Origin of the sequence: Pseudomonas sp. 25 R 14, from assembly GCF_900004755.1 — a bacterium.
Classification (GTDB): Bacteria; Pseudomonadota; Gammaproteobacteria; order Pseudomonadales; family Pseudomonadaceae; genus Aquipseudomonas; species Aquipseudomonas brenneri.
Map to the genome: position 1 here is coordinate 385,540 of NZ_CVTS01000065.1, position 19,538 is coordinate 405,077.

The following is a 19,538-nucleotide window of genomic DNA, read 5'->3' on the forward strand; positions in this document are numbered from 1 at the left end:
TGCTGAACCACCGCCTTCGCGAGCAAGCCCGCTCCCACATTTAGTTCTGCTGGGTGTCAGGAAATAGCCTGATTCCTCTTCTTTGGGGAACATCAATCCGTCACACCGGTCGGTTACATAAGTAGCTGCACTGCGCCTCGCGACGAACGCGTGCACAAACGCGACATTTTTAGTTGATCTCAAGCTCCTCACGCCCTAAAGTTCGCGCCGAACGTCCATGCTGGAAACGATCCATCCGGCTCAAGTACTGACGACGAGACAGCAAGGCCAAGGGAAGCTTATCCCATGGCCTTTTTGCTTTCGGCGACATGCCTTGGGAAGTAGGCGAACCAAAGTGGGGATACGGAGGACGTTCATTTGCACCCATTGATCAATTTAGTTTGCCCTTAGGAGTTCCCAGCATGTCGATCAACGTCGAAGACTATTTCGCGCGCGCCACGTTTGACAAAATGAAGGCGTTCGCCGACAAGCAAGAAACCCCGTTCGTGGTGATCGACACCGCGATGATCAGCCAGGCCTACGATGACCTGCGCGCCGGTTTCGAATTCGCCAAGGTGTACTACGCCGTCAAGGCCAACCCTGCCGTCGAGATCATCGACCTGTTGAAAGACAAGGGTTCGAGCTTCGACATCGCCTCGATCTACGAGCTGGACAAGGTCATGGACCGTGGTGTCAGCGCCGACCGTATCAGCTACGGCAACACCATCAAAAAGTCCAAGGACATCCGCTACTTCTACGAGAAGGGTGTGCGCCTGTTCTCCACTGACTCCGAAGCCGACCTGCGCAATATCGCCAAGGCCGCGCCGGGTTCGAAAGTCTATGTGCGCATCCTCACCGAAGGCTCGACCACGGCTGACTGGCCTTTGTCGCGCAAATTCGGCTGCCAGACCGACATGGCCATGGACCTGCTGATCCTCGCGCGCGACCTGGGCCTGGTGCCCTACGGCATCTCGTTCCACGTCGGTTCCCAGCAGCGTGATATCAGCGTGTGGGACGCGGCTATTGCCAAGGTCAAGGTGATTTTCGAGCGTTTGAAAGAAGAAGACGGCATCCACCTCAAGCTGATCAACATGGGCGGCGGCTTCCCGGCCAACTACATCACCCGCACCAACAGCCTGGAAACCTATGCCGAGGAAATCATCCGCTTCCTCAAGGAAGACTTCGGTGATGAACTGCCGGAAATCATCCTGGAGCCAGGCCGTTCGTTGATCGCCAACGCCGGGATCCTGGTCAGTGAAGTGGTGCTGGTTGCACGTAAATCGCGCACCGCCGTCGAGCGTTGGGTGTACACGGATGTGGGCAAGTTCTCCGGCCTGATCGAAACCATGGACGAAGCCATCAAGTTCCCGATCTGGACCGAGAAAAAAGGCGAGATGGAAGAAGTGGTCATCGCCGGTCCTACCTGCGACAGCGCCGATATCATGTACGAAAACTACAAGTATGGCCTGCCGCTGAACCTGGCCATTGGTGATCGCCTGTACTGGCTATCGACCGGTGCGTACACCACCAGCTACAGCGCAGTTGAATTCAACGGCTTCCCACCGCTGAAATCCTTCTACGTGTAAGCGCATTGCAAATAAAAAGCCCATGACATGTCATGGGCTTTTACATCTTTATACGACGATATCTTTGCGAGCAACTTTCCCCTGGACATCAATGTACATGTCCATCCTGCCATCCCCCTTGGTATCGACCCTAAAAAGCGTTCGCTGAAACTCACGGTCGTAGCTCACGAGCACATCACCAGGCTTGGAAATATACGTCGGATTAAGCGGGTCTTGCGGTTTACTGTGATCAAGAGGCAACTTGGAGCAAAATTTCAGCGGGCCTAATTGCTGGCGCAATCCTGAAAAGTCGAGTTTGTCCTTGCCGCTGGTAAAATCCATTACCCAGTTCGGCTTACCACTGGACGTAGTATCAAAAACAAAGGTATTCCCGCCCTTCCCCCCCCACATCTGCGCTCCACCACTGCCGCCATACAGGATATCGCTATCGGGGCCGCCTCGAAGAACATTGAAGGCATCATTGCCAATCAGCGTGTTCTTGCCTTTGCCGCCCCTGGCTTCTTCGATCGTCACACCATTGGCAATTCCGACGTTATTCCTCAATCCACCGACCGAAGAAAAAGAACCCGCGTTGAGGTTTATCGTCTGCGCTTGACTGAACCCAGAGAAATCGAGGGTATCCCAGCCGTCGCCATCCCACACGGCGAACAACGGTTTATCTTCGGCAGTTTTCAGGCTGTAGTGATCACGGTCAGTATTGGAGTTGAAACCGTAGGTTGTATCGCCTTTGCGTGTGGAGTAATTGGCACCATATTTTGATTGAACTGCCTGCATATCATCCATCATCAGACTGACTGGCATCACAGTATCTTCGGCATCACTCAGCAATGGCGTGTTGTAGCTCATTACCGTGTAATTATCCCAATTTTCCGCATAATCTGGAATTTGCGTTTTTTCATTCTCATCACTCCCCGAATGCTCCAGACCAAGGCTATGTCCCAGTTCATGAATCAGGGTAGAACGCCAATAATTGTCCCCATGTGTGCTTTTATCATCATCGGCCCAGTTCCCGAATTTGCTCGTCTGGTCCAGATTGCGCATCCAGAGACTTCCTTGGTGCACTGGATCCTTCGGGTCCGGATAGTAAGCAAACCCGCGAACAGAGGTGGCTTGGTCGCCAGCGCTATACCCTCTGTGGGTCAGATGCCCCTCACCACCGCCCCCCGTTTTTTCGGTGAACGTTACATTGGCAACATCGGCATACTCTTGTTGCGCCGCCCTGACATATTCCTTCTGCCTGAGACTCATCGGTACGATTTTTTCGAGCTTGGCTGCAGCTGTGTCACTCTTAAGTTTTTCGAACTCGTTTGGCTCGGCTGTGGAAAACTCATAGGTGAGCTCAATCCTGCCATTATGATTGCTATCAACCCAGCGCTTATCGCTTCGGTTAAGCCGGTCTGCAACCTGCGCGCTGGTCAGTGACGGCTCATCATCTGCAGACTTTTTTGTAACTCCACGCTTATCGTTTTCAAGAATCCGTTGAACTTCCTCATATCCCGTACGATCAGGTGCCTGATTGATTAGCATAATGAAAACTCCTGAGGCTCAGTAGAAACCGTGTTTTTCTAGAAAGCACCGTCCCCACGATTTGTGGAAAAGAGGCACAACTTTGCCACGCATCTACCCAGGAACTTATAAGCTGCATCTGCATGAAACATCAGAACCATCGGCTCCATCTGTAGTCTTTACAACCCCATTCCCTTAAGACGCATCACAAGCACCCGTGACGCTTTACTCGCAAACCAACTCAAGGGCTCGCAAACGATAGGCCTCAGACAACGCTCGAATCTGTGGGTGTTCCACTTGCGCTAGCACCTTGGTTGCCAGCCGCAAAAACTTCAGGTTCCCGCCCTCCAGCGCCTTGCGCAACCACTCCAGCGCAACCTCGACCTGGCCTTGATCTGCCAGCACCGCCGCATAACTAAACTGCCCGCGAAAGTCCCCACCCTCCGCCGAGCGGCGATACCAATCAAGCGCTGCGGACACGTCCTGGGCGCAGAACTGCCCTTGCTCCAGGTAACGCCCCAGCAGGTTCATCGACTTGGCATGCCCCAGTTCGGCAGCCTGGCGATAACAGGCCAATGCCTGCTGTTGGTCTAACGTCACGCCGCGCCCAGTGGCCAGCAGGTTGGCGTAGTTGTACAAGCCCCAATCCAACCCGGCTTCTGCGGCCAGGCGGTATTCCCCGGCGGCGGCCACCGCATCGGCGGGGCAACCCCAGCCATGCTCCAGGCAGCGCCCCACCATATTGCGTGCCATCCGGTGGCCGCCCCGTGCAGCGATCCGGAACAAGCGCAACGCCAGCGCCTCATCGCGCGCGATACCACGCCCGTCCAAAAGGATTTGCCCCAGCAGCGCCTGGGCGTCGAGCACGCCCTCCTTCGCCGCCATCAGGATCGCCTGAGCCGCACGGGCCGGGGACTCTTCGAGCATGGCCCGCAGTTGTTCACCGTCGAGGGTTTCTTCGCGGCGCAGGTGAAAAACCATGCTCAGACCTCGACCCAGCGACGCAACAGGTTGTGATAAGTGCCGGTGAGCTGGATCAGCGCCGGGTGATCCGGTACGTCACGGGTCAATTGCTGGATCGCACCGTCCATTTCAAACAGCAAGGTGCGCTGGCTGTCTTCACGCACCAGGCTCTGGGTCCAGAAAAACGAGGCATAGCGTGTGCCACGGGTCACGGCGTTGACTTTGTGCAGGCTGGAGCCTGGATACAGCACCATGTCACCGGCTGGCAACTTGACCCGCTGCAGGCCGAAGGTGTCCTGGATCTCCAGTTCACCGCCGTCGTACTCGTCCGGATCGCTGAAAAACAGCGTGGAGGACAGATCGGTGCGCACCCGCTCCGGGCTGCCCTTGGGCTGGCGCACGGCGTTGTCGATATGAAAGTCGAAGCTGCCACCGGCGGTGTAGCAATTGAGCAGCGGCGGGAAAACTTTGTGCGGCAGTGCTGCCGACATGAATTGCGGGTTTTGCCACAGGCGATCGAGCATGGCTGCGCCGATTTCCTTGGCCAGTGGATGGCCTTCGGGCAATTGCAGATTGTGCTTGGCCTTGGCCGACTGATGCCCGGCGGTGATCTTGCCGTCAGCCCAGTCCGCCTGTTCCAGGGCTTCACGAATGCGCAGGACCTCTTCGCGAGAGAACAGGCCGGGAATATGCAGCAGCATGAGGCGTTACCTGAGAGCAGAGGGACGTCAATGGTATTGATTCTTATTGACTGTGTAAAACCCTGATCGGACGAGCAGACGCATGAGCCAATAAAAACCGTAATTTCCCAAGTGTAAATTTTGTAAATGCAGTGCAAATAGCAACGCATCTCAATTGCTATACATAATTGATTACAATATATTTCGCGACCTTCACATCCTTGGGGTAAGGAATTTCATGTCGCGCACAATTACAAAAGCACCGATCAGTTCACCGCGCCTGCTGGCTTCGGCCATTGGCGTGGCCATCAGCGCCAGCTCCGTAGCCCATATGGCTCAAGCGGCCGAAGAGACCGAACAAAAAGGCGAGCGCAACAGCATTTCCCTCGGTGCCACCAGCATCACCGGCCAGGAACAGGACGCAACGTCGTACCAGACCGAAAAAGCCTCTTCGCAGAAATACACTGCACCACTGGTCGACACCCCGCGCTCCGTCACCGTGGTGCCGGCGCAGGTACTCAAGGACACCGCCGCGACCTCGCTGCAAGACGCCTTACGCACAGTGCCAGGCATTACCTTTGGTGCCGGTGAAGGCGGCAACCCCCAGGGCGACCGTCCATTTATCCGCGGTTTCGATGCCCAGGGCGACACCTACCTGGACGGCGTGCGCGACACCGGTGGCCAGAGCCGGGAAATTTTCGATATCGAGTCCATTGAAGTCAGCAAGGGCCCGAACTCTTCGTTCGGTGGCCGTGGCTCGGCCGGTGGCAGCCTCAACCTGGTGAGCAAGACCCCACAAGCGCGGGACTTCCTCAACGGCGGCTTTACCTACGGTTCGGACCAGACCCGCCGCTATGCCCTCGACGTCAACCGCCAGTTCCTCGACACCGCCGCATTCCGCCTGAACCTGATGAGCCACGAACAGAACGTGGCCGGTCGCGACGCGGTCAATTACGACCGCTGGGGCGTGGCACCGTCGCTGACCTTTGGCCTGGGCACCCCGACCCGCGTCAACCTCAGCTACTACCACATGGAAAGCAACGACCTGCCGGATTCGGGGATTCCCTACAGCTACAGCAGCAGCGCTGCAAACGCTGCCCACGTGCATGACAAACCCACCGACGGCGGCGACAGCAGCAACTTCTACGGCCTCAAGGATCGTGACTTCCGCAAGACCCGCGCCGACATCAGTACGTTCTCCATCGAGCACGACCTGAACGACAACATGACGATCAAGAACACCCTGCGCCACGGCAGCACCGGCCAGGACTACGTGCTCACTCAGCCGGATGACAGCCAGCACAACGTCAACCAGTTCGGTACCGTGTGGCGTCGGGCCAACAGCCGCGTGTCCACCACCACGACCACCACCAACCAGACCGATCTGTTTGGCAATTTCCAGGCCCTGGGCTTCAAGCACAGCTACTCCACCGGCCTGGAATTTACCGGAGAAGAAACCCGCGTCAGCGGTTATACCGTCAGCCCCAATAGCAACCCGGTTTGCACCGTGGCCGGTGGCGGCAAGGGCGGCCAATGCACCTCGTTGAGCAACCCGAACCCGGACGATGCCTGGACCGGCAGCGTCGCCCGCAACTACCTGGGTACCAACACCAAGGCCACCAGCCGCGCCGCCTATGTATTCGACACCATCGAACTCGACCCGCAATGGCTGCTAAACGTCGGCCTGCGCTACGACACCTTCGACACCGAGGCCAATAGCAACGCAGCCACCGGCCGCACCAAGCTCAAGGACGACAGCCAGTTCTTCAACTGGCAGGCCGGCCTGGTCTGGAAGCCAATGGAAAACGGTAGCATCTACACCTCCTATGCCACGTCGGCCTCGCCTGCTGGCGGCCTGGTGGGTGAAGGCGTCGACTCCAACGCAATCCCAACCGGCATCAACACCAGCGACCTGAAACCAGAAGAAACCGTCAACTACGAGCTAGGCACCAAGTGGGACCTGTTCCACGACCGCCTGTCCCTGACCGCTGCGGTGTTCCGTACCGAGAAGAAAAACGCGCGCATCCTGGTGAACTCCAACACCTATGAGAACGCTGGCGAGTCCCGCGTCGATGGCCTGGAGTTGTCGGCCAGCGGCAAGCTCACCGAGCAGTGGCAAGTGTTCGCCGGCTACAGCTACCTGAAAAGCGAGCTGGTAGACCCGGGCAAAAACGGCAACCGTCAGGGCGTCGTCACTGCCGGTTCCAACAAAGGCAACGAAATGCCCAACACGCCGAAGAACGCCTTCAGCCTGTGGACAACGTATGACATCACCTCGAAGCTGACTGTCGGCGGCGGCGCGTTCTATGTCGACGACGTCTACGGCGACGCGGGCAACACCGTCTACGTGCCGTCCTACACCCGCTACGACGCCATGGCCAGTTACAAGCTGACCAAGAACGTCGACCTGCAGTTGAACGTGCAGAACCTGACCGACAAAACCTACTACGACAAGGCCTACGGCGCGCACTTCGCCAACCAGGCAGCCGGTCGTACGGCGCTGTTGACCACCAGCTTCCACTTCTAAGCGGCTGGACGTTTCATGCAAAAGCCCCGTGCATCGGATGCCCGGGGCTTTCGTATGTAAAAAAGAATCTTTCTCGACAACTCACGGCATAATGCGCGCCGTAAAATTCATATCCAGCTCAGCGAGGCCGTCCGACGTGTTGAAGAAAACCCTATTTCAGTTGCACTGGTTTTTCGGCATTACCGCCGGGCTGGTGTTGGCCTTGATGGGGATCACCGGGGCTGCGTACTCGTTCCAGGATGAGATCCTGCGGGCACTCAACCCGACGGTGCTGACCGTGCAAAAGCAACCGGCCGGCGTGCTCCCACCGGCGGAACTGGTGCGCAAGCTCGAAGCCACCGAAGGCAAGGCCGTGTCCATGCTGTGGGTGGAAAGCGAAAGCGGCAACGCCGCACGGGTCTTCTTCACCCCGCCACCGGGCGAGCGCCGGGGCCAGATGCGCTACTTCGACCCGTACACCGGTGACTACCTGGGCGATGCCGTCGGCCAGGATTTTTTCGGCCTGATGCTGCAACTGCACCGCTTCCTGGCCATCGGTGACACCGGCCGGCAAATCACCGGTGCCTGTACGCTGATCCTGATTTTTTTCTGCCTCTCCGGCCTGTACCTGCGCTGGCCGCGCCAGGTGGCGAGCTGGCGTGCCTGGCTGACCCTGGACTGGCGCAAGAAAGGCCGCAGTTTCAACTGGGACCTGCACTCGGTGTTCGGCACCTGGTGCTTGCTGTTTTATCTGTTGGCCGCGCTCACCGGCCTGTACTGGTCCTATGAGTGGTACAGCAAGGGCCTGACCCGGTTATTGTCCGATGCCCCGCAAAACGAGCGGGTGCGCAACCGTGGCCCAGCGCCTGCGGGGCCAGCCCCCGTCGCCAACTACGACGCCATCTGGAGCAGCATCTACAGCACCGCCGGCCCGGACTTGAGCGCCTACAACATTCGTATGCCGCCCGTGGCTGGGCAACCGGCCACGGTCTACTACCTGTTGCAGAGCTCTCCCCATGACCGTGCGCTGAACCAGATCAACCTGGACCCGGCCACCGGCGTAGTCAAAAGCGTTGAGCGCTATGGCGACAAAAGCCTCAAGGCGCAATTGCTGACCAGCATCTACGCGCTGCATGTCGGCAGTTATTTCGGCCTGGTGGGGCGGATCATCCTCACCGTCACTTCGCTGTGCATGCCGTTGTTCTTTATTACCGGCTGGCTGCTGTACCTCGACCGCCGCCGCAAAAAGCGCCAGGTGCGCGATGCCCGCAAAAGCCTGGGCAGCAACCGCAGTGATGCACCCGCGTGGCTGATCGGTTTCGCCAGCCAGAGCGGCTTTGCCGAACAACTGGCCTGGCAGACCGCCGGCCAATTGCAGGCCGCCGGGTTGCCGGTGAAGGTGCAATCCCTGGGTAGCGTCAACGAAGATGATTTGCGCCAATCAGACCATGCACTGTTTGTAGTCAGCACCTTCGGCGATGGCGAAGCACCCGACAGCGCGCGCGGCTTCGAACGCAGCGTGCTGGGCAGCGACCTCAGTCTCAAGGGCCTGAACTACTCGGTGCTGGCCCTGGGCGATCGTCAATATGAACACTTCTGCGGCTTTGCCCGGCGCCTGCACTTCTGGCTGACCAACCAGGGCGGCAACGCCTTGTTTGCCCCGGTTGAAGTCGACAGCGGCGACGAGGACGCCTTGCGGCACTGGCAACAACAACTGGGCCAGATCACCGGCCACGCACCGGCAGCCGCCTGGGCCAGCGCCAGTTACGAAAACTGGACCTTGAGCCAGCGCACCCTGCTCAACCCGGACAGCAGCGGCTCGGGTGTCTACCTGCTGGGGCTCAACCCGCCCGCCCCGCGTGACTGGCTGGCCGGCGACCTGGTGGAAGTCATGCCGCGCAATTGCCCGTGGGCCGTCGAACATTTCCTCGATGGCCTGGGCATTGTCGGCACCGACGAAGTACTGATCGATGGCTTGGCGCACCCCCTGGAGCAGGTGCTTGCCGGCCGTCAGCTGCCGGACAATCGCGTACATCTGGTCGGCCTGCATGCGCGTTCCCTGGTGGATGCACTGGTGCCGTTGGCCATGCGCGAATACTCCATCGCCTCGATTGCCAGCGATGGTGTGCTGCAGTTGATCGTGCGCCAGGAGCGTCATACCGACGGCAGCCTGGGCCTGGCATCGGGCTGGCTGACCGAGCACGCACCACTGGGCTCGGCGATCAGCCTGCGCGTACGGCGTAACAGCGGCTTCCACCTGCCAACTGACCCGGTGCCGATGATTTTGCTGGGCAACGGCACCGGCCTGGCTGGTTTGCGCAGCTTGCTCAAAGCCAGGATTACCGACGGCCAACAGCGTAACTGGTTGTTGTTTGGCGAACGCAACATCGCCCATGACTACCACTGCCAGGACGAGCTGCAAGGCTGGCTGGCCAGTGGCGACCTGGCGTTGCTGGACCTGGCGTTTTCGCGGGATCAGGCAGAGAAGATCTACGTCCAGGATCGCCTGCGCGAATCCGCCGATGTGCTGCGCAAATGGCTGGCCGATGGCGCGGTGATTTATGTCTGCGGGAGTTTGCAGGGCATGGCGACTGGGGTCGATCAGGCCTTGGTTGATATCCTGGGAAGTGAGGCCGTAGAACGGCTGATCGAACAGGGCCGCTATCGCCGGGATGTCTACTGACCTACACCCATCAACCTGTGGGAGCGAGCAAGCCCGCTCCCACAGGTTTTATCAGCTCGGTTGGAGTTTTTGTTCGAATACCGAGACGCCATCCAGGTCGCGCAACGTGACCGTCAACTCTGTCGTCTGCCCATCGATCTGCACCTCCCCAAAAAACTGAAACCCGGCAAACGGCGAAGTGTTTTGCGCCGGCGGGGCCTTTTCAAACACCACCTGCGGGCCGAAGGTTTTATCCAGCGGGTTGGGCCCAAAGCTCCCCGCATTCAACGGCCCCGCGACGAACTCCCAGAACGGCTCGAAATCCTGGAACGCCGCCCGATCCGGGTGGTAGTGATGCGCCGCGCAGTAATGCACATCGGCAGTCAGCCACACATAGTTGCGCACCTGTTGCGCACGTAAAAAGCCCAGCAGTTCGGCAATTTCCAACTCGCGTCCCTGGGCCGGGCCCGGGTCGCCGTTGGCCACCGCTTCCCAGCGTGGCACACCGGGGCTGACCTCACCGTCGGGCACGCCAAGGCCGATGGGCATGTCGGCGGCGATCACCTTCCACTGCGCCTTCGACGCCTTGAGTTCACCCTTGAGCCAGTCCAGTTGCGCTCGCCCAAGAAACGGTTTTGCCCCGCCCAGGTTGTCATCGTTGGCCCCGCGATAGCTGCGCATATCCAGCACGAACACATCCAGCAACGGCCCGTAGCTGAGCTTGCGGTAGATACGTCCGCCCTGGTCGGCACTCTGCAAACGCATCGGTGCGTATTCCAGCCAGGCCTGGCGTGCACGGCCCACCAGGGCGGTGATGTCCTTGGTCTGGTAACGCTCGTCCAGTTGCTTGCCGGGCGACCAGTTGTTGACCACTTCGTGATCGTCCCATTGCCAGATCTGCGGCACCTGCGCATTGAAGCGACGCACGTTCTCATCCATCAGGTTGTAGCGATAGTTGCCACGGTATTCATCCAGGGTTTCGGCCACTTTGCTCTTGGCCTCGGTGGTGAGATTGCGCCAGATGCGCCCGCCTTCGGTGGTCACTTGGGCCGGCACCGGGCCGTCAGCGTAGATGGTATCGCCACTGTGGATAAAAAAATCCGGCAGGCGCAGGCGCATGGCTTCGTAGATGCGCATCCCGCCAATATCCGGGTTGATCCCGAAGCCTTGGCCGACGGTATCGCCGCTCCACACAAAGCGGATATCGCGCCGTTGTTGCGGCACGCTGCGCAGGTGACCGAACCAGGGCTCGCTGGCGACGCCCGTCTGGGCGTCCTCGAACTGTACGCGATAGAAGATCGCCTGGTCGGCTGGCAAACCGGTCAACTCGACGCGGGCGGTGAAATCGCTGCGGCTGTCGGCCAAGGGCGAGACGAACCTGCGTGGGTTGCTGAATACACTGCGGGTGTCCCACTCGACCACCATGCGCGCCGGTCGGTCGCAGCGGCTCCAGATCATTGCGCGGTCACCCAGCAAGTCGCCGGACTGCACGCCATCGGTCAACAGCGGCCGGTCCTTGACCGAAGCTATCACTGCCGGTGCCAGCCCCGGCAGCAACAGGCCGGCGCCGACACCCTGGATCACACGGCGACGGCCGAGGTTAAAGTGGCTCATGGGCTTCCCTCCAAGCATCAAAAGGGAAACTAAAGCATGGGCGGATGAAGCGCAGATGACATGCCGCGCCTACAGGGTCAGGCGAGTGCCAGTTCTGCCGCCTCCGGACGCTTGATCACGGCATACACCAACCCGGTGAGTAGGCTACCCGCGACGATCGCCAACAGATACAGCAGCGCATGATTGATCGTGTTCGGGATCAGCATCACAAACAGCCCGCCGTGAGGCGCCATCAACTTGCAGCCGAAGTACATCGACAAGGCGCCGGTCAATGCGCCACCGGCGATGCTGGCCGGGATCACGCGCAGCGGGTCCTTGGCCGCAAACGGGATGGCGCCTTCGGAGATAAAGCACATGCCCAGGATCAGCGCGGCCTTGCCGGCTTCGCGCTCGGTCTGGGCAAACTTGCGCCGGGCCAGGAACGTGGCGATGGCCATGCCAATCGGCGGCACCATGCCTGCCGCCATGGTGGCGGCCATCGGCGCGCCGCTCTGGGAGGCCAGCAGGCCAACAGAAAAGGCGTAGGCCGCCTTGTTGATCGGCCCGCCAAGGTCGGCGCACATCATCCCGCCCAACAGGATGCCCAACAGCACCGCATTGGTGGTGCCCATGGTGCTGAGAAAATCCGTCAGGCCCACCAGCATCTGCGCCACGGGCGGGCCGATCAGGTAGATCATCGCCAGGCCAGTGACCAGGCTCGCCAGCAACGGGATGATCAGGATCGGCTTGAGCGACTCCAGGCTCTGCGGCAACGGCACCGCACGGGTGATCAGCTTGACGCTGTAGCCGGCGAGGAAACCGGCGAAGATCCCACCAATAAAACCTGCGCCCAGGGTACTGGCCAACAGACCGCCGATCATCCCCGGCGCGAGCCCCGGACGGTCGGCAATCGAGTAGGCGATGTAACCCGCAAGTAGCGGCACCATCAGGGTGAAGGCATGGTCGCCGACGGTCTTCAGGGCCGCCGCCAGAGTGCCTGGCTCTTCGAAAGCGTGGATGCCGAAGACAAACGACAGGGCGATTAGCAGCCCGCCCGCCACCACCATCGGCAACATGAACGACACCCCGGTCAGCAGGTGTTTGTAGACCCCGGTTTTCTCCGGCTTGGCTGTCGCGCCACTGGCGGCGCTTTCCTGCCGGGCCTCGGCCAGGGCTTTATCGAGGATCGCGGCAGACTGCTTGAGCGCAATGCCGGTGCCACAACGATAGATTTTCTTGCCGGCAAAGCGCTCGGTGGCGACTTCGATATCGGCCGCCAGCAGCACCACGTCGGCGTCGCGAATGGCTTGTTCGCTCAAAGGCGTACGCGCGCCCACCGAGCCCTGGGTTTCCACCTGCAAGTCAAAACCCTTGGCCTTGGCGGCCTGCTGCAACGCTTCGGCGGCCATAAAGGTGTGGGCCACGCCCGTTGGACAGGCCGTGATAGCAACGATGCGCGGTGCGTTTTTTGCCGTCGGCACTGCAGCGCTGGCAACGTACAACTGGGCCTCTTGCGCGCCCCGTTGCAGCACCGCTTCAACGTCCTGCAACGCCTGGGCCGGGGTGCTCTGGTACACGCGTTTGCCGACAAAGCGCTGCATGTCCACCGGCGTGCTGGCGACCAGCAACACCCATTCGGCCGCGTCGAGAGTGGCCTGGGACAGTGCGCGTTCGGGGTGGTTTACATCCACCACTTCGACACTGGTGCTCCAGCCCTGGCGCTGCGCGGCGGCGTCCAGCAAACGGGCGCACAGCACACTGGTGACCATGCCGTTGGGGCAGGCGGTAACAATGGCTAACTTCATCACAAACCCTCTTATTGTTCTGTCAGCGGGCGCACAGCGACGCCGCTTTCAAGGCGCGCCAGTTGCGCGTCGTCGCTGATGCCGAAACCGATCTGCGTGACCGCCATGGCGGCTATCGCGGTGGCGCGGCGCAGGGTCTGCTCGGGCGCTTCGCCGCTGAGCAGGCCGTGCAGCATGCCCGCCAGCAAGGAGTCGCCGGCGCCCACGGTACTGGCGACGCTGACCTTGGGTGGTGTGGCGTGCAACGCTGCGCTCCGGCTGAACCAGTTCACGCCGTCGGCCCCGTGGGACACCACCACATGCTCCACGCCTTGGGCGTGCAAACGCTCAGCCGCCAGGGCTTGTTGGGCGACGGTCTGCGTGGGGCAGTCGAGCGCATCGGCGAGTTCTTCAGTGTTGGGCTTGATCAACCACGGCGCGGCCTTCAAGCCAGCGCGCAACGCTTGGCCACTGGTGTCCAGGGCGACTTTCAAACCAAGGTCCTTGAGCGTCTCCAGCAAACCCTGAAACCACTGCGGGCTGACGCCCCGCGGCAAACTGCCGGCGACCACCACTGCATCGAACTCAGGACCGATCACCGCGATCAGCTTGAGCAATTGTTCTTGTGCCTGCTCACTCACCTGCGGCCCCGGTGCGTTGATGTCGGTGACCCGGCCATCCTGCTCGGCAATCTTGATATTGCTGCGGGTTTCGCCCGGCACACGAATAAATGCATCGCCAAACCCTCGGCTGGCGATCAGGGCCTCGAAAGCCTGGGGGTTTTGCGCGCCGAGAAATCCACCCACGCTCACGTTATGGCCCAAATCAGCCAACACCTGCGCCACATTCACGCCCTTGCCCGCGGCATGGGTGAGCAGGGTTTCGCTGCGGTTGACCGCGCCCGGTTCCAGGCACGCCAAACGGACCGTCAGGTCCAACGCCGGGTTCAGCGTCAGGGTCAGAATCTTCGCCATTTACACGGCCTCCACAAGGGCACGCACTTGGGCCGGGGAACCCAGCGCCAGTGCTTGTTGCGCCAGGCTCCGGGCCTCGCTCAGACTGAATTCACGCACCCGCGCCTTCACTTCAGGAATACTGCGGGCCGACACACTCAACTCATCCACACCCAGGCCCACCAGCACCGGCACCGCCAGCGGATCCGCCGCCAACTCGCCGCACACACCGACCCATTTGCCATGGGCATGGGCCGCACGCACCGTGATGTCGATCAGTTGCAGCACCGCCGGGTGCAGGCCGTCAGCCTGGGCCGACAAGGTTGGGTGGCCACGGTCGATAGCCAGGGTGTACTGGGTCAGGTCGTTGGTACCGATGCTGAAGAAGTCCACTTCCTTGGCCAGCACCGGCGCCAGCAACGCGGCGGAGGGCACCTCGATCATGATGCCCAATTGCAAGTCCGCCACCGGGATTTCCAGGCGCAGGCGCTCGGTCATGTCGCGGGCCGCACGCCATTCATCAACGCTGCCGACCATGGGGAACATGATGCGCAACGGCCGGCTGTCCGCCGAGCGCAGCAGCGCGCGCAGTTGCGCCTCCATGATCTGCGGGCGTTGCAGGGTCAGGCGAATGCCGCGCACGCCGAGGAATGGGTTTTCTTCCTTGGCAATCGGCCAGTAAGGCAGCGGTTTGTCCCCGCCGACATCCAGGGTGCGCACCACCAGCGGCCGGCCGCCCAGGCCATCGAGCACATGGCGGTATTCGGCTTCCTGGGTGGCTTCATCCGGCGCTTGCGAATGGGCCATGAAAATCAGTTCGGTACGCAGCAGGCCAATGCCTTCGGCACCCTGCTCGACAGCGGCCGCCACCCCTGCGCTTTCGCCGATATTGGCGAATACTTCGACCCCATGCCCGTCGCGGGTCAAGGCCGGTTCATGGCGTTGCGCGGCGGCAGCCTGCAGGCGCTGTTCGCGGGTATCACGCTCTTGGGTGGCGCGCTGCAAGGTCGCAGCATCGGCATCCACATGCAGGCGCCCGCGTTGGCCGTCGAGCAACAGCGGCGTGCCCGAGGCCAGCAGCAGCACCGCGGGACCCGCGCCGACCAGCGCCGGGATCCCCAAGGCACGGGCAACGATAGCGCTGTGGGCGGTAGCGCCGCCGCGTGCGGTGAGGATCCCGGCGACCCGCGCCGGATCCAGCCGGGCAACGTCCGAAGGGCCGACTTCATCCATGACCAGAATGTAGGGTTCGTCCGGCTCTTGTGGGGTTTGCACACCACACAGTTGTGCCAGCACCCGACGGCCAATGTCGCGCAGGTCGGCAGCGCGTTCGGCGAGTAATGCGTCCTGCAAGGACTCCTGTTGCCTGGCGGCGGCTTCGATCACACTCATCCACGCCGCTTGCGCGCTTTCGCCTTGCTTGAGCCGGGTGTCGACTTCGTCGGTCAGTTCCGGGTCGTCGAGCATTTCCTGATGGGTGATGAAAATCTCGCGGATCGCCTTGGATTTGCTACGTTCGATCAAACCCTGGATATCGCCGCGCACATCGCGCAATGCCGCGGACAAACGCTCGCGCTCGGCGCTGGTCGACTCGCCGCGCAGTGGATAGTCAAACGGCTGCAACACTTGGATATGGGCCGGGCCGATGGCGATCCCAGGCGCGGCGGCGATGGCCTGGATCAGGCTGCCGGAAGCTGGCGCGCGCAGTGGCGGCTCGCTCTCGACCACGTCCAGCCGGGCACTGACGGCTGGCAGCGGCTCGACCTCTTCGCCCAGGCCGGCTTGCACCGCCGCCAATAGCGCGGGTAATGCGTCGTCGGCACTACCGGGTTCGGCGACAAATTCCAGCACCTGACCGCGTCGGGCGCCAAGGCTGAGCAACTTGCTCAGGCTCTTGACCGACACCGCGCCGCCCTGCCCGTCCACGATCCGCACGCGGATTTCACCGTCGAACTGCTTGGCCAGTTGCGCCAGGACCTTGGCCGGCCGCGCATGCAGGCCGTGGGCGTTGGCCAGGGCGATGCGCGCGCTGGGCCAGTCGACAGGCAGTTCGCCACCCAGCACTTCGAGGACCGCTCGGCTGCTGGTGGCCCGCCCCAGTTCCTGGCCGCGCCCTTCAATCAGCAAGGCGCACAAGCGCTCAAGCAATGCCTGATGAGCTTCGCCGAGGCTGGCCAGGCAAAACAGGCCGCTCAACGGTTGGCCCAGGTAGCGCATGGGTTTGTCCGGGGTGACAAAGGCCAGGCCCGGACGCTTGACCGTTTGTTCGCTGTGCAACCACCACAGGCCATCGCCCAGGGGCAGGGCATCGACTTGCTGTAGCACGGCGGCGAAGCCATTGCTCACACAGTCGGCCTGGCGCAGCAGGCGAGCGCCGCGCCACACCAGTTCTTCAAAATCGTCGGCGGATACGCCCAGGCCAATCATCTGGGCATCCAGCGCCAGTTCCTGCGGCGCACCTTGCAACAGCTTGAGCAAGGCCTCGGCCGAGGTGGCGCGGCACAGCGCCTGGCCCAGGTCGGTTTCGCCAAGGGCACGGGTCAGCAGTTGCAGCAGGCGCAGGTGCTCGTCGGATTTGGCGGCAATGCCAATCGCCAGGTAGACGATCTGGCCATCGCCCCAATCCACACCTTGGGGAAACTGCAACAGGCGCACGCCGGTGGCGAACACCTGATCGCGGGTTTCGGGGGTGCCATGGGGGATCGCAATACCTTGGCCGAGGAAGGTCGAGCCTTGCGCTTCACGGGCTTGCAGGCCGCTCAGGTAACCTTCGGCAACCAAGCCATCGGCCACCAGTTTTTCGGCGAGTAGTTGCAAGGCAGCAGACTTATCCACAGCCACCTGGCCCATGGATATCTGCTCTACGGTGAGCTCAAGCATGCCTTTCTCCTAGTTAGTGCGGTGTGCGCACTAGGTATTGTTTTGATTAAACCGTGCAAAAATAACTGACTGAGTGGTCAATTGGCAGTAGGCACTCAGCAGCGATCATCGTAAAAATACGCCTGCTGAAACGTTTAATCTAGAATTTATGGCAGATTACTGAGTAATTCTGCATCCTTGAAGCACCACTCGGCACTTGAGTTGCGACAATGGTCGTGTGCAGGAATCGGTTACGATTGGACAAAATGTCGGGGCAAGCTCTAAAAAACAAGGAAATCCCGGTTTGAAACTCAGTGATATTGCACGCATAGCCGGTGTGTCCGTGACCACCGCCAGCTACGTCATCAATGGCAAGGCCGAACAGCAACGGATCAGCAGCGCCACCGTCGAACGGGTGCGCGCGGTGGTCGAGGAGCATGGCTTTACCCCCAACCCCCAGGCCGCCGGGTTGCGCAGCCGGCATACCCGCACCTTGGGGTTTATCCTGCCGGACCTGGAAAACCCCAGTTACGCACGGATCGCCAAGCTGTTGGAACAAGGCGCACGAGCCCGTGGCTATCAGTTGCTGATCGCCAGTTCCGACGACGATGCCAACAGCGAACGCCAGTTGCTGAAACTGTTCCGCGCGCGGCGTTGCGACGCATTGTTCGTTGCCAGTTGCCTGCCCGCCAGCGATGACTGTTATCGCGAGCTGCAAGCCAAGGGCCTGCCGGTGATCGCCATCGACCGGGTGATGGCGCCCGAGCAGTTCTGCTCGGTGGTCAGCGATGACCGCCAGGCCTGCCAGCAATTGACCAGCAGCCTGCTGCAACCGCTGCCCCGGCAGATCGTCTTGATCGGCGCCCACCCCGAATTGAGCATCAGCCAGGAGCGCGCAGCAGGTTTCCAGCAAGCACTGCACGACTTCAAGGGTGACATTCTGATCGAGCATGGAGAAGCCTTCAGTCGCGACTGTGGCCGCCAGTTGATGGAAGAACTCCTGCAACGCCTGGGGCATTTGCCCGACGCGTTGGTGACCACTTCCTACGTCCTGCTGCAAGGGGTGTTTGACGCGCTGCATGACTTCCCGCTCAAGTCCCGACCGCTGCGCCTCGGCACTTTCGGTGACACCCAGTTGCTGGACTTCCTGCCGCTGCCGGTCAACGCCATGGCCCAGCAACACGCGCTGATCGCCGATACGGCCCTGCGCCTGGCACTGGCGGCGATTGAAGAGCAGCACTACCAGCCGGGCGTGCATGCGATTGGCCGGACCTTCAAGCAGCGGATTCACGAGGCATAGGCGTGGAGCTGATCGACAGCCACACCCACCTCGACTTCGAGGATTTCGACGCTGATCGCGACGAGGTGCTCAAGCATAGCCGCCAGCTCGGCGTGCGGCGCATGGTGGTGCTGGGGGTGTACCAGCGCAATTGGCAGCGGTTGTGGGACCTGGCGCAACAAGACCCGGACCTGCATGTGGCCTTCGGCCTGCACCCGGTGTATCTGGATGAACATCGCTGCGCAGACCTGATCGAACTAGGTGACTGGCTGACGCGCCTCAAGGGCCACCGCCAGCTCTGTGCCGTGGGTGAAATCGGCCTGGATTACTTTCTTGAGCACCTGGACCGCGAGCGCCAGCAAACCCTGTTTGAAGCCCAGTTGCAGTTGGCTGCAGACTTCCAACTGCCGGCGCTGCTGCATGTGCGACGCAGCCACGCAGCCGTTATCTCTACCCTAAAACGCATCCGCCTGCCCCGGGGTGGGATCATCCATGCTTTCGCCGGCAGCCGCGAAGAAGCCCGTGAATACATCAAGCTGGGGTTCAAGCTCGGCCTGGGCGGCGCGCCGACCTGGCCCCAGGCATTACGCATGCACAAGGTCATCGCCCAACTGCCGTTGGAATCGGTGGTACTGGAAACCGACTCGCCAGACATGGCGCCCGCCATGTACCCCGGTCAACGCAACAGCCCAGAGCACTTGCCGGCAATCTGCAGCGCCCTGGCTGAACGGATGGGGATCAGCCCTTCAGCGCTGGCCGAGGCGAGCACCCGCAACGCCTGCGAACTGTTCAACTGGCCGCTCGATGATGGGGTTGACCGCCTGTAGCGTGAGGGTCATGCGATGCCGGTGGCGGGCGTAGCGCAGGGTGAGGAAGTGAATCAGGATCGCCACCAGCGATACGTTCAATTGCCCGACCTTGCTGATCAAGCCGACCCACTCCACCACCAGGGCCACCAACAAGGCCACGCAGGTCAACACGAGCATGCTTGGGCGCAGCAAGGCCAGGTTGTCCAGGGACTTCAACTGGCGCAGTTGCCTGGGACAATTGAGCAGCAGGACTTTGTGGCAATACGGACAGTCAAAAGGCTCGTTGAGGGCAATGGCATTGAGCTGCCAGGGCTTGAGTACGAAGGTGATATCGCAATGGGCGCAATGCCCTTTCACGCCTGGGGTTGTCGCGGTCATG

At 61.1% G+C, this 19,538-nt stretch carries 13 protein-coding genes; 5 read left to right on the plus strand and 8 right to left on the minus strand.

Annotated features, from left to right (window positions below):
* Positions 1-401 precede the first annotated feature (401 nt).
* Positions 402-1,565: a type III PLP-dependent enzyme gene (locus BFQ03_RS25015; protein WP_032861941.1), complete on the plus strand. Its 1,164-nt coding sequence runs from the start codon at positions 402-404 to the stop codon at positions 1,563-1,565.
* Positions 1,566-1,613: 48 nt separating this feature from the next.
* On the opposite strand, the gene BFQ03_RS25020 is transcribed toward BFQ03_RS25015, so the two are convergent.
* From BFQ03_RS25020 to BFQ03_RS25030, 3 genes are all read right to left on the minus strand, one after another.
* Entirely contained in the window at positions 1,614-3,092 is a 1,479-nt protein-coding gene (locus BFQ03_RS25020; RefSeq protein WP_065944223.1) for a M10 family metallopeptidase C-terminal domain-containing protein, read from the minus strand.
* A gap of 204 nt (positions 3,093-3,296) precedes the next feature.
* Positions 3,297-4,052 carry a tetratricopeptide repeat protein gene (locus BFQ03_RS25025; RefSeq protein ID WP_065944224.1) on the minus strand — a complete coding sequence of 252 codons (756 nt, stop codon included), beginning with the start codon at positions 4,050-4,052 and terminating at the stop codon, positions 3,297-3,299.
* 2 nt (positions 4,053-4,054) lie between these two features.
* Positions 4,055-4,735 (minus strand): Fe2+-dependent dioxygenase, encoded by a 681-nt coding sequence (locus BFQ03_RS25030; RefSeq protein WP_032861939.1) that lies wholly within the window; start codon positions 4,733-4,735, stop codon positions 4,055-4,057.
* Between the two features lie 217 nt (positions 4,736-4,952).
* Between BFQ03_RS25030 and BFQ03_RS25035 the strand changes: the two genes are divergently transcribed.
* Both BFQ03_RS25035 and BFQ03_RS25040 read left to right on the plus strand, forming a co-directional pair.
* Complete coding sequence (locus tag BFQ03_RS25035) at positions 4,953-7,241, plus strand: TonB-dependent receptor (protein WP_065944225.1); 2,289 nt, start codon at positions 4,953-4,955, stop codon at positions 7,239-7,241.
* A gap of 136 nt (positions 7,242-7,377) precedes the next feature.
* Complete coding sequence (locus BFQ03_RS25040) at positions 7,378-9,903, plus strand: PepSY domain-containing protein (protein WP_083204912.1); 2,526 nt, start codon at positions 7,378-7,380, stop codon at positions 9,901-9,903.
* A 51-nt stretch (positions 9,904-9,954) separates the two neighbouring features.
* Here BFQ03_RS25040 and BFQ03_RS25045 read toward each other — a convergent pair whose 3' ends face one another.
* The 4 genes from BFQ03_RS25045 to ptsP all read right to left on the minus strand — a co-directional run bounded on the left by BFQ03_RS25045 (position 9,955) and on the right by ptsP (position 17,092).
* Positions 9,955-11,496: an alkaline phosphatase D family protein gene (locus tag BFQ03_RS25045; RefSeq protein ID WP_032861935.1), complete on the minus strand. Its 1,542-nt coding sequence runs from the start codon at positions 11,494-11,496 to the stop codon at positions 9,955-9,957.
* 77 nt (positions 11,497-11,573) lie between these two features.
* Positions 11,574-13,280, minus strand: a complete 1,707-nt coding sequence (locus BFQ03_RS25050; protein ID WP_065944227.1) for a PTS fructose-like transporter subunit IIB — start codon at positions 13,278-13,280, stop codon at positions 11,574-11,576.
* An 11-nt stretch (positions 13,281-13,291) separates the two neighbouring features.
* The gene (gene pfkB, locus BFQ03_RS25055; RefSeq protein WP_065944228.1) at positions 13,292-14,233 is read right to left on the minus strand and encodes a 1-phosphofructokinase; all 942 of its coding nucleotides are present in this window, start codon (positions 14,231-14,233) and stop codon (positions 13,292-13,294) included.
* The gene (gene ptsP / locus BFQ03_RS25060) at positions 14,234-17,092 is read right to left on the minus strand and encodes a phosphoenolpyruvate--protein phosphotransferase (protein WP_065944229.1); all 2,859 of its coding nucleotides are present in this window, start codon (positions 17,090-17,092) and stop codon (positions 14,234-14,236) included.
* 283 nt (positions 17,093-17,375) lie between these two features.
* On the opposite strand from ptsP, the gene cra reads away from it, so the two are divergent.
* The gene (gene cra / locus BFQ03_RS25065; RefSeq protein WP_065944230.1) at positions 17,376-18,371 is read left to right on the plus strand and encodes a catabolite repressor/activator; all 996 of its coding nucleotides are present in this window, start codon (positions 17,376-17,378) and stop codon (positions 18,369-18,371) included.
* Between the two features lie 2 nt (positions 18,372-18,373).
* Positions 18,374-19,177, plus strand: a complete 804-nt coding sequence (locus tag BFQ03_RS25070) for a TatD family hydrolase (protein ID WP_032861927.1) — start codon at positions 18,374-18,376, stop codon at positions 19,175-19,177.
* Here BFQ03_RS25070 and BFQ03_RS25075 read toward each other — a convergent pair.
* Positions 19,097-19,537, minus strand: coding sequence for a hypothetical protein (locus tag BFQ03_RS25075; protein WP_032861925.1), 441 nt, complete (start codon positions 19,535-19,537; stop codon positions 19,097-19,099). The two genes, BFQ03_RS25070 and BFQ03_RS25075, sit on opposite strands and share 81 nt — an antisense overlap.
* Position 19,538 lies beyond the last annotated feature (1 nt).

Bases quoted from the DNA above. Each gene is read 5' to 3' on its own strand.
- BFQ03_RS25015 (WP_032861941.1), top strand. From the start codon at position 402: ATGTCGATCAACGTCGAAGACTATTTCGCGCGCGCCACGTTTGACAAA.
- BFQ03_RS25020 (WP_065944223.1), bottom strand. From the start codon at position 3,092: ATGCTAATCAATCAGGCACCTGATCGTACGGGATATGAGGAAGTTCAA.
- BFQ03_RS25025 (WP_065944224.1), bottom strand. From the start codon at position 4,052: ATGGTTTTTCACCTGCGCCGCGAAGAAACCCTCGACGGTGAACAACTG.
- BFQ03_RS25030 (WP_032861939.1), bottom strand. From the start codon at position 4,735: ATGCTGCTGCATATTCCCGGCCTGTTCTCTCGCGAAGAGGTCCTGCGC.
- BFQ03_RS25035 (WP_065944225.1), top strand. From the start codon at position 4,953: ATGTCGCGCACAATTACAAAAGCACCGATCAGTTCACCGCGCCTGCTG.
- BFQ03_RS25045 (WP_032861935.1), bottom strand. From the start codon at position 11,496: ATGAGCCACTTTAACCTCGGCCGTCGCCGTGTGATCCAGGGTGTCGGC.
- BFQ03_RS25050 (WP_065944227.1), bottom strand. From the start codon at position 13,280: ATGAAGTTAGCCATTGTTACCGCCTGCCCCAACGGCATGGTCACCAGT.
- pfkB (WP_065944228.1), bottom strand. From the start codon at position 14,233: ATGGCGAAGATTCTGACCCTGACGCTGAACCCGGCGTTGGACCTGACG.
- ptsP (WP_065944229.1), bottom strand. From the start codon at position 17,092: ATGCTTGAGCTCACCGTAGAGCAGATATCCATGGGCCAGGTGGCTGTG.
- BFQ03_RS25075 (WP_032861925.1), bottom strand. From the start codon at position 19,537: ATGACCGCGACAACCCCAGGCGTGAAAGGGCATTGCGCCCATTGCGAT.